This is a genomic window from Microbacterium sp. bgisy207 (assembly GCF_057706855.1).
Genome location: NZ_JBYIPB010000018.1, coordinates 36621 through 44658, shown reverse-complemented (window position 1 = coordinate 44658; position 8038 = coordinate 36621). Strand labels below are relative to the sequence as shown.

General features: G+C 66.9%; 8 protein-coding genes. 5 read left to right on the top strand and 3 right to left on the bottom strand.

Annotation, left to right across the window (positions count from 1 at the left end; genetic code table 11):
- Window positions 1-199: 199 nt before the first annotated feature.
- Genes rfbD through rfbA form a run of 3 tightly spaced genes read right to left on the bottom strand, consistent with a single transcriptional unit; the run spans window position 200 to window position 3491 of the window.
- The gene (rfbD, locus tag AC3ENO_RS14180; protein ID WP_434971249.1) at window positions 200-1624 is read right to left on the bottom strand and encodes a dTDP-4-dehydrorhamnose reductase; all 1425 of its coding nucleotides are present in this window, start codon (window positions 1622-1624) and stop codon (window positions 200-202) included.
- Window positions 1621-2622 carry a dTDP-glucose 4,6-dehydratase gene (rfbB, locus tag AC3ENO_RS14175; protein ID WP_434971248.1) on the bottom strand — a complete coding sequence of 334 codons (1002 nt, stop codon included), beginning with the start codon at window positions 2620-2622 and terminating at the stop codon, window positions 1621-1623. The genes rfbD and rfbB overlap by 4 nt, the downstream gene beginning before the upstream one ends.
- Window positions 2622-3491: a glucose-1-phosphate thymidylyltransferase RfbA gene (gene rfbA, locus AC3ENO_RS14170; protein WP_434971247.1), complete on the bottom strand. Its 870-nt coding sequence runs from the start codon at window positions 3489-3491 to the stop codon at window positions 2622-2624. The genes rfbB and rfbA overlap by 1 nt, the downstream gene beginning before the upstream one ends.
- Before the next feature lie 179 nt (window positions 3492-3670).
- Here rfbA and AC3ENO_RS14165 point away from each other — a divergent pair, with 179 nt between their 5' ends.
- The 5 genes from AC3ENO_RS14165 to AC3ENO_RS14145 are packed head-to-tail and all read left to right on the top strand — an operon-like array spanning window position 3671 to window position 8023.
- Entirely contained in the window at window positions 3671-3976 is a 306-nt protein-coding gene (locus tag AC3ENO_RS14165; RefSeq protein ID WP_434971246.1) for a transposase, read from the top strand.
- Window positions 3973-4770, top strand: a complete 798-nt coding sequence (locus AC3ENO_RS14160; protein ID WP_434971245.1) for an IS3 family transposase — start codon at window positions 3973-3975, stop codon at window positions 4768-4770. The genes AC3ENO_RS14165 and AC3ENO_RS14160 overlap by 4 nt, the downstream gene beginning before the upstream one ends.
- Window positions 4733-5821, top strand: coding sequence for a tyrosine-type recombinase/integrase (locus AC3ENO_RS14155; protein WP_434971244.1), 1089 nt, complete (start codon window positions 4733-4735; stop codon window positions 5819-5821). The genes AC3ENO_RS14160 and AC3ENO_RS14155 overlap by 38 nt, the downstream gene beginning before the upstream one ends.
- Window positions 5784-7739: a tyrosine-type recombinase/integrase gene (locus AC3ENO_RS14150; protein WP_434971243.1), complete on the top strand. Its 1956-nt coding sequence runs from the start codon at window positions 5784-5786 to the stop codon at window positions 7737-7739. The genes AC3ENO_RS14155 and AC3ENO_RS14150 overlap by 38 nt, the downstream gene beginning before the upstream one ends.
- Complete coding sequence (locus AC3ENO_RS14145; protein ID WP_434971242.1) at window positions 7736-8023, top strand: DUF6262 family protein; 288 nt, start codon at window positions 7736-7738, stop codon at window positions 8021-8023. Before AC3ENO_RS14150 ends, AC3ENO_RS14145 begins: the two co-directional genes overlap by 4 nt.
- The last annotated feature ends 15 nt before the right edge of the window (window positions 8024-8038 follow it).

The following is an 8038-nucleotide window of genomic DNA, read 5'->3' as shown; positions in this document are numbered from 1 at the left end:
AGCCGTTCTTGATCGTCAGTACCGACCCAGTGGGGGTGGTCACCCGGTGGGCGCTCGAGGTCGCGCGCTCCTCTTCAGCGGCTAGAGACGCAGACAGTGACGCGTCTGATACCCGACCCATCTCGGCTCCTACGTTGAGGTTTGTGCTTGCGCTGGCGTTGCGGAGCCGACGGTACCACGGGGATGTTTCTCACTTGAGTCACGTCCGTTCACGGGTCAGGTAGAGCTTGAGCGACTCGTGCCAGTTGGGTGTGGTGAATCCGGTGGTTTCGAGTTTGGTGAGGTTGAGGGTGCTGTGCGCGGGGCGAGGCGCGACGGGCCCGGCGGCGTTCGCGTAGTACTGATCGGTGGTGACGGGGGTGATGCGTGCGGGGTCGTGGCCGGTGTGTTGGTAGACGGCGCGGGCGATGTCGTACCAGGTGGTGGGTTGGCCGGTTCCGGTGATGTTGTAGGTGCCGTGGGGGGCGCGGGTGTCGAGGAGGTGTTGGATGCCGGCGGCGATGGTGGTGGTGAAGGTGGGGCGTCCGGTTTGGTCGGCGACGACGGTGGGGTTGATGCCGCGTTCGGCGAGGGTGGCCATGGTGCGGACGAAGTTGTGGCCGTCGCCGATGACCCAGCTGGTGCGGATGATGTAGTGGCGGGGGACGGTGGCGACGATGGCGTCGCCGGCGGCTTTGGTTTGGCCGTAGACGCCGAGTGGGGCGATGGGGTCGGTCTCGGTGTAGGGGGTGTCGGAGGTGCCGTCGAAAACGTAGTCGCTGGAGATGTGGACGAGGGTGATGCCGTTGTCGGTGGCGATGCGCGCGAGGGCGGTCACGGCGGTGACGTTCGCGGCCCACGCGTCGCGACGGCCGGTGGGGGTTTCGGCGGTGTCGACGGCGGTGTATGCGGCGGCGTTGATGATGGTGCCGTAGTCCCGCCACCGGCGTGCGGTGGCCAGGTCGGGGCTGGTGAGGTCGAGGTTCTCGCGGGTGGCGTACTCGATGTGGTCTGCGTCGCCGAACTGGTCGCGCAGGGCGCGGCCGAGTTGCCCGTTCGCGCCGGTGACGAGGATCCGTTTCGGCCCGATGGGGGTGACGTCTGCGAGGCGGGGGTGGTTCTTGTCTTTCTCGCTGATCTGCACCTGCTCGAGAGGGATGGGCCAGTCGATCGCGGCGGTCTCGTCGGCGAGGTTCAGGAACGAGTACTCGGCGGTGGGGGACCAGTGGTCGTTGACCAGGTAGGTGTAGGCGGTGTCAGGTGCGAGGGTTTGGTACGAGTTCCCGACCCCGCGGGGGACGAAGATCGCTTTGGACGGGTCGAGTTCGGTCGTGTAGACGGCGCCGAATGTGGGGCCCTCGCGCAGGTCGACCCAGGCGCCGAAGATCCGCCCGGTCGCGACCGAGACCCACTTGTCCCACGGTTCGGCGTGGATGCCGCGGGTGGTGCCAACGGCGTCGTTGAACGAGATGTTGTTCTGCACCGGGCCGAAATCGGGAAGACCCAGGCCGGTCATCTTCTCGCGCTGCCAGTTCTCCTTGAACCAGCCCCGCGCGTCGCCATGGACGGGAAGGTCGAACACCACCAGCCCCGGGATCGGCGTCTCGGTCACCGACAACGCCTTGCCGTACTCCGTCACGGTCACTGCCCCTTCGCGGCGTAGAACGCCTCGACACCGTCTTTGGACGGCGCCCACCATGCCTCGTTCGCGCGGTACCAGTCGATGGTCGCGGCAAGACCCGCCTCGAAGTCCTGGAACCTGGGGGTCCACCCCAGCTCGGTGCGCAGCTTGGTGGAATCGATCGCGTACCGCAGGTCGTGACCTGCCCGGTCGGTGACGTGATCGTACGCATCCTGCGGCTGCCCCATCAGGGTGAGGATCAACTCGACCACCGTCTTATTGTTCTTCTCCCCGTCGGCGCCGATCAGGTACGTCTGCCCGATCTCACCCTTCTCGAGGATGGTCAGCACCGCCGAGGAGTGGTCGTCGGCGTGGATCCAGTCCCGCACGTTCTCGCCGGCGCCGTAGAGCTTGGGACGGATCCCGCGGATCACGTTCGTGATCTGCCGAGGGATGAACTTCTCCACATGCTGGAACGGCCCATAGTTGTTCGAACAGTTCGAGATCGTCGCCTGCACCCCGAAACTGCGCACCCACGCCCGCACCAGCAGATCACTCCCGGCCTTCGTCGACGAATACGGCGACGACGGGTTATACGGGGTGCTCTCGGTGAACCGGTCCGGGTCATCAAGCTCCAGATCGCCGTACACCTCATCGGTGGAAATGTGATGAAACCGCGTCCCGTACTTCCGGGCCGCCTCCAACAGCGTGTACGTCCCGACGATGTTCGTATCCAAGAACGGACGCGGATCATGCAGGCTGTTGTCGTTATGAGACTCCGCCGCGTAATGCACGACGGCATCAGCATCCGCCACCAGCGGGTCCACGACGGCGGCGTCAGCGATGTCGCCGACGACCAGCCGCACGCGGTCGGCAGGCAGCCCCTCCAGCGATGCGCGGTTGCCCGCGTACGTCAACTTGTCCAGCACCACCACGGAGTCATCGGTGTGCTCCACCACATGATGCACAAAATTCGACCCGATAAACCCCGCACCACCAGTCACCAGAAGCGTGCGTGCCATTACTTGCCCCTCTGCAGCAGGTCGAGCAGGTAGCTGCCGTATCCGGACTTCTTCAGCGCGTGAGCGCGGGCCTCGAGCTCGGCATCCGTCAAGAAGCCCTGGCGCCAGCCGATCTCTTCAGGCGCGCCGATCTTCATACCCGTGCGCCGTTCGATGGTGCGGACGTACTCGGCAGCGTCAAGCATCTGGTCGAACGTGCCGGTGTCGAGCCACGCCGTGCCGCGCGGAAGGACCTCGACCTGCAATGCGCCGCGTTCCAGGTACACGAGGTTCACATCCGTGATCTCGTACTCACCCCGGGCCGACGGCTTCAAGTCCCGCGCGATCGCGACCACATCATTGTCGTAGAAGTACAACCCTGGAATGGCGTAGTTGCTTTTCGGCTCAACCGGCTTTTCCTCGATCGAGATGGCGCGCCCGGTTGCGTCGAACTCAACCACGCCGTAAGCCTGAGGCTCAGCCACCCAGTACGCGAACACAGCCGCGCCGTCGACGTCCGCGTAGCGAGTCAGCTGCGATCCTAGACCTGGCCCGTAGAGAAGATTGTCGCCCAGAACGAGAGCGACCTTGTCGTCGCCGATGAAGTCGGCACCGATCGTAAACGCCTGAGCGAGCCCGTCAGGCGACGCTTGGATTGCGAAGGTCAGGTTGACGCCGAACTGCGAGCCGTTACCGAGTAGGCGTGCGAAATGCTCTGCATCGTGTGGAGTCGTGATGATGAGGATGTCGCGGACTCCTGCCAGCATCAGTGTGGACAGCGGGTAGTAGACCATCGGCTTGTCATAGACCGGAACGAGCTGCTTGGACACACCCAAAGTGATCGGATGCAGCCGGGTGCCGGAGCCGCCAGCAAGAATGATGCCCTTCACGTCTTCCTCTTCTCGGTTGGGGACGGGGGAGCGCCACCCAAGTTTCTACCTGCTACTGGTTGCTGGCATGTAAACAAGCGGAGGCGATAGATGCCTGCGCAGGGGATCGGGGGCGTGAGGAACGGATCGGTGACAGCTGATCGTTAGTGCCGGGAGGCGCTGGCGGGGAGGATGTCGTCATGCCCGGTCCCTATCCCAGAGAGTTCCGCGAGGATGTCGTCGCGGTCGCTCGTAGCCGTGAGAGCGGCGTCACCATCAAACGGATCGCCGCCGACTTCGGGATCAGCGAAGCGACCCTGCAGAACTGGCTCCGCCAAGCCGATGTCGAGGAGGGCAATCGTCCTGGTCAGACCGCGGCGGACGCCGCGGAGGCGCGGGAGCTGAAGAAGCGGATCCGGTTGCTCGAGCAGGAGAACGAGGTCCTTCGGCGGGCGGCGGCGTATCTGTCGCAGGCGAACCTGAAGCTCGGTGGCTCCCCAAAATGACGTACCCGCTCGTATCTGAGCTCGCCGACGCGGGGATCCCCGTGACGGTGTCGTGCCGGGTTCTCAAGCTCGCCCGCCAGCCCTACTACCGGTGGAGAGGCGACCCGGTCCGCGACGCTGACGTGCTCCGCGCGCATCGGATCAACGCGCTCCACGACGCCCACCACGACGACCCGACCTTCGGATACCGATACCTCGCCGACGAAGCCCGCCGAGCGGGGTGGCGGATGAGCCGTCGAACGGCGTGGAAGCTGTGCTCACAGGCCGGGATCCTCTCGTCCGCGCAACGCCGCCGGCGCGGGAAGGGCAAGAAAGCCGGCCCTCCTGTGTTCGACGACCACGTGCAGCGGGTGTTCCGCGCCGACGCGCCGAACCGGGTCTGGCTCACGGACATCACCGAGCATCGCACTACCGAGGGCAAGCTGTACTGCTGTGCCATCAAAGACGTGTTCTCCAACCGCATCGTCGGGTACTCGATCTCGGACCGGATGACCGCGAAGCTCGCCGTCGACGCCGTCCGAAACGCTGTCGCCCGCCGCGGCGAGGTCGCCGGATGCATCCTGCACGCCGACAGCGGCAGCCAGTTCCGCAGCCGGGCCATGGCCCGCGAGCTGCGCCGCCACGACATGGTCGGATCGATGGGCCGCGTCGGCGCCTCCCTCTTAACCGGCTATTCCATCCTGGATCCCTTGCGGCGACACGCCGAGCGCGATGAGGTGCGTGGGTCTTCTGGGTCGCGGGTGCAACATGTGTCGCATGACGGACAAGGAGGTCCTGCGGCTCGAGCAGCGTGACGGCGAGTGGGTGCTCGCCGGTGAGCACGCACCGCGGTTCGGGTTGGTGGAGGAGTACCTCGCGCATCTGCTGGATCGGAACTACTCGCCGGCGACGGTGAGGTCGTACGGGTATGACCTGCTCGCATTCTGCCGCTGGCTGACCGGGCAGGACCGCCTGCTGGAGGAGGTCACGACCGATGACCTCCTCGGGTTCCTCCGCGCATGTCGCGAGGCGACGCTGCCCGGCAGGCCGGGACCGAACGTCGTGGGGATGGACGGCCGCCCCCTGGATCGTTACGCGGCGACGACGATCAACCGCCGGCTCGCGGCGATCTCAGGGCTGTTCACGTATGCGGGACTGCGGGACCCTGCCAGACGCAACCCGGTCCCGCGGGGCAGGGAAGCGCGTTGGCGGACCAGCGGGGAGCGGTCGGGGATGCTCGCTCACATGGTCCGCCGCCCCGCAGCACGGTCCGCGTTGCGGTTGCGGGAGCCGCGACGGCTGCCGGTCGCGCTGTCGCCGCAGGACGCGGCGACGCTGGTGGGGAGTCTGAGGACTTGGCGGGATCGGGCGATCGCGGGGCTGATGCTGTGGTGCGGGCTGCGGTCGATGGAGGTCCTCGGCCTGCACGTGAAGGACGTCGATATCGGCGGCCGCTGGATCACTGTCACCGGGAAGGGCGCGAAGCAGCGTCGTGTCCCGCTGGATGCGGATGTCGCGTCAGTGATCGATGTCTACCTCCTCGCCGAGCGGCCCGAATCGGGCTCCGAGATCCTGTTCCTGGTCGGGAAGGGCCCGCATCGGGGCGGCCCGTTGACGGCGGCGGGGTTGCGGACGGTGTTCCGCTATCACCGGGGTCTGACCGGGGTGACCGGCGGGCACCCGCACGCGCTGCGTCACACGTTCGGCACCGTCCTCGCCGAGGCCGGTGTCGATCTCGCGGTGATGCAGGCGCTCCTCGGTCACGCGCACGTCGATACCACCGCCCGTTACGTCCACCTCGCTCCTGCTCATGTGAAGGCCCAGTTCGATGCGGCACGCGAACGCATCCGCGCTCAGCAGCGGTGACGCCCCGATCGCGTCGCTGCGAGGCTCCGATCTCCGGGACGCGTATCTGCGTCATCTGACGGCGACGGGCCGAGGAAATCTCCCCTACGAGCGGGCGGCGCGACGGTTCTTCGAGACCTGGTCGGACCCGCAGGACTGGGCCGCGACGCCGCTTGCGGAGCGGTTGTCGGCGGGGTCGGCGACGCGTCCGGTGATCACGTTCCTGATGCTGCACGGCGGGTTGCGGCCAGGCTACGACTATCTGCTGTCACGGAAGCTGTCACCGCTCTGGCGGGAGATCCAGACCAGCCCGCTGCGGGCCGAGATCGACGGGTTCCTTCACGAGGCCGAGCAGCTCGGGTTCACCGCTCGCACCCGGCTCGCGACCGGCTCCCAGGCCCCGATCCGGCTGCTGATCCAGACCGGGAAGCCGATGCGGCAACTCACCACCTTCGACCTGCACGAGTTCGCCGCGGCCTGCCGGGAACGGGAGCTGGCGACGGGGATCTCGCATCGCCACTACTTCTCGGCGATCAGCATGGCGCACATGGTGCTGTTCCACCTCGGTGTCCTCGACTCCCCGCCCCGCACCGGCGGCCCGGTCCCTTACGAGGAGCGGCTCGCCGAGGTCTCCGCGCCGTTGCGAGCGGAGCTGGTCGGCTACCTGGAACGCAAACGCGCGACCTGCGACCGAAAGACGGTATCGGCGACGGCGACCCGGCTGAAGCACTTCGGGGTCTTCCTCACCGACACCGACCCCGCGTTGACTTCCGTGCGGGATCTGGATCGGCGCCGTCACATCGAGCCGTTCCTCGCGTCGCTGGTCGACACGGTCAGCGACAAGGACGGGGCCCCGATCAGCATCGGGGACCGCAACCGGCGGGTCGTCGCGGTCGCGACGTTCCTGCGCGACATCACCGAATGGGGCTGGGACGCCGCGCCACCGCGGAAGGTGCTGTTCCGCGACGACATCCCGAAGCTCCCGCAAGTGCTGCCCCGCTACCTTCCGATCGACGCCGACCGGCGCCTCACCGCCGCTTTGACGGAGCATCCCGATAACGAGCTGGCCGCACTGGCGCTGCGATTGCAGCGGGCCTGCGGGCTGCGGATCGGGGAACTGCTTGATCTCGAGTTGGACTGCGTTCACGAGCTCGACGGGAACGGGGCATGGCTCAAGGTCCCGCTCGGCAAGGTCGCTACCGAACGCATGGTCCCGCTCGATCCCGAGACGCTCGCAGTGATCGACCGGGTCGCCCAGATCCGCTCCCACGGCAGACCACTCCCGCATCCGCGCTACCGGCGGCCCGCGCAGTTCCTGTTCACCTACCTCGGCCGCCGGCTCACACAGCAAGGCGTCCGTCGCGAGCTCGATCACGCCGCCGAGACCGCGGGCCTCGGGCACGTCACCTCCCACCAGCTGCGACACACCTACGCGACCGCGCTGGTCAATGCTGGCGTCTCCCTGCAAGCCCTCATGGCCCTCCTCGGCCACCAGTCCGCGGAGATGAGCCTCCGCTACGGGCGGTTGTTCGACGCGACGGTCCGAACCGAATACGAACGAGCCCTCGACCTCGCGAAACAGAACACCACCGCCGCTGCTGCCGGAGACACGGCCGGGCGCACCCAGTTGCCGCTGACGGTCATCACTGGCGGGCGCGACTGGAAAGACACCCCGCTGCTGAAGTCGCGGATGGCCGGCGGGTTCTGCCTCCGCGCCCCAGCGCAGGGAGCATGCAGCTACGCGAACATCTGCGAGCACTGCCCGTCCTACCGGTCAGAACCCTCATCGCTGCCGATTCTCGCCGCGCAACGCGTCGACGCCGACGCTCTCGCCCGCGACGCGGAACAGCGAGGATGGATCGACGAGGCAGACCGCCACCACAAGCTCATCGCCCGCCTCGACGCGCTCATCGCCGACACGGAGACACAGACCGGATGACCAGTCCCACGCTGAACCAGATCGAACGCGCCTGCGCCGACCTCGCCCGAAACGGGCATCCCATCACAATCGCCAAGGTCGCCGAACACGCCGGGATCTCCAGGTCCACGATCTACCGCAATCCCGAACTCCGCACCATCATCGAACACCACCAGGAAGCCGCCGCTGACGGCAGCATCACCGCGATCACCGACGAACTAACCACCCTCCGCCAAGCCGTCCAGACTCTCGCCGACACCGTCCGCCACCACGACGCGCAACTCCGACGTCTCACCCGAGACTGATCGCGTTACCCGGCC

Excerpts from the sequence above, each read along its gene's own strand:
- rfbB (WP_434971248.1), bottom strand. The coding sequence starts at position 2,622 with ATGGCACGCACGCTTCTGGTGACTGGTGGTGCGGGGTTTATCGGGTCG.
- AC3ENO_RS14165 (WP_434971246.1), top strand. The coding sequence starts at position 3,671 with ATGCCCGGTCCCTATCCCAGAGAGTTCCGCGAGGATGTCGTCGCGGTC.
- AC3ENO_RS14160 (WP_434971245.1), top strand. The coding sequence starts at position 3,973 with ATGACGTACCCGCTCGTATCTGAGCTCGCCGACGCGGGGATCCCCGTG.
- AC3ENO_RS14155 (WP_434971244.1), top strand. The coding sequence starts at position 4,733 with ATGACGGACAAGGAGGTCCTGCGGCTCGAGCAGCGTGACGGCGAGTGG.
- AC3ENO_RS14150 (WP_434971243.1), top strand. The coding sequence starts at position 5,784 with ATGCGGCACGCGAACGCATCCGCGCTCAGCAGCGGTGACGCCCCGATC.
- AC3ENO_RS14145 (WP_434971242.1), top strand. The coding sequence starts at position 7,736 with ATGACCAGTCCCACGCTGAACCAGATCGAACGCGCCTGCGCCGACCTC.